This window comes from Nocardia sp. NPDC058497, from assembly GCF_042720195.1.
In the GTDB taxonomy this organism is placed as follows: Bacteria; Actinomycetota; Actinomycetes; order Mycobacteriales; family Mycobacteriaceae; genus Nocardia.
The window spans coordinates 1-1562 of record NZ_JBHXMY010000915.1 but is presented as its reverse complement, the minus strand read 5'-3'; the positions used below and the strand labels follow the sequence as shown (position 1 = coordinate 1562).

The 1562-nt window shown below is 64.9% G+C and carries 1 protein-coding gene and 1 pseudogene; one reads left to right on the top strand and one right to left on the bottom strand.

Features of this window, described 5'->3' with window-relative positions:
* Positions 1 to 15: 15 nt before the first annotated feature.
* Positions 16 to 1203, top strand: coding sequence for an RNA-guided endonuclease InsQ/TnpB family protein (locus tag ACFWPJ_RS32430; protein WP_378857282.1), 1188 nt, complete (start codon positions 16 to 18; stop codon positions 1201 to 1203).
* Here the strand turns inward: ACFWPJ_RS32430 and ACFWPJ_RS32425 are convergent.
* Positions 1200 to 1562 (bottom strand): annotated as a pseudogene (locus ACFWPJ_RS32425) (hypothetical protein); the annotation flags it as partial. The gene ACFWPJ_RS32430 and the pseudogene ACFWPJ_RS32425 sit on opposite strands and share 4 nt — an antisense overlap.

Sequence of the window (1562 nt, the reverse complement as noted above, 5' to 3'; positions counted from 1 at the left end):
ATTACACTGCCTCGTATGGTTGAGACCGTGCGCTACACCTACCGTTTGCGCCCCGGCGTGACGGCCCAGCGCGCACTGCTCGATGAGTGGCACCGGTGCCGGTTTCTCTGGAACGAGGCCGTCCGCCAGCAGCGCGACGGGCACAAACCTACTTTCTGCAAGCTGTCGAAGTTGCTTACTGAAGCACGGGCCCGTGCCCGGTGGCTGAGACAGGGTTCGCAGGTTGCCCAACAGCAGACATTGCGGACCTACGCTGCCGCGTTGCACGACTCCTATCGGGTGCCAGGGCGCGGCAAACCTAAAGCCAAGGCGCGCAAGAAGGCGTTGCCGTCGCTCGAATACACCACCCGAGGTTTCTCGATCCGTGACCGTCGATTGCGACTGCCTGGCGGGGTGTCGGTTCCGGTGGTGTGGTCGCGGGAGTTGCCGTCCGAACCGACCTCCGTCCGCGTCTACCGGGACTGCCTGGGGCACTGGTACGCATCGTTCGTGGTCCGTCGACCCTCTCTGCCTCGCTCCACGGTGGCCGGGGCAATCGGCATCGACTGGGGTGTCGCCACGACGGCCACGACCACAGACCCAGCGTTCGACCTGCCTTACGGTGGGTACCGGCGTCGATGCGCCGCTGAACTCGCTCGCGCTCAACGGAAGATGGTCCGTCGCCGTCGTGCACGGGGGCAGGCGCCATCGCGGGGCTATCTGCGGTCTCGCAATCAGGCTGCGCGGATCGCGAAGAAGGCCGCTCGACAGAATGCGCACGCCGCTCGGCAGTGGGCACGTCGCATCGTCGGTGCTCACCAAGTGATAGCGGTCGAGGATTTCAAGCCGAAGTTCCTGGCTAGGTCGAGGATGGCTCGCAAGGCTGCTGACGCTGCGATCGGAGCGGCCAAGCGAGAGTTGATCGAGCGTGGCGTGCGGGCGGGCCGAAAGGTGGTGTTGGTTCCGCCTGCTTACACCACGATGACGTGTTCGGAGTGCTACGCGAGAGCCAAGCAGCGACTCGAACTCGCTGAACGAACCTTCCGATGTGCGGACTGCGGGTACACAGCAGACCGTGATCGCAACGCTGCCAGAATGATTCTGGCCACGGTTGAGCCTCACCGTGTCGGTGCTGACGACGTCAGACATTGCCTACCTCCCTTCGAGGTTGTCGGTGCGGTCCGAGCCGGGAATCTCCCGCCTGCAGGCATGGGGAAGGGTTAACCGAGCATCCTTTCTGCGAAAGCCCGCTGACGGGCGGCGATTCGGTCACGCCAGCCGGCGGCGTCGATCCGGTTGCGTTCGATATGGGGGAGGTGCTGGGTGACCTCGGTGACCGGTACGAGGGCAACCGTCGGGCCGTCGGCCTCGGTCATCGGCCGGTCGGTGCGCTGCCACCGGAACTGCAGGATGCCCCGCGTGCGCCCGGTGGTCTCGATCCAGTTCGCGATGCCGGGATCCTGCTTGCTCACCACCATCCGGATCATCCCGTCCGGATCTACTTGCGCCTGTGCGTGATTGAGGCTGGTCTGGTGGTTGACGTAGTCCAGCGAGATGTACCAGAGGCTGCCCAGCTGGAAACC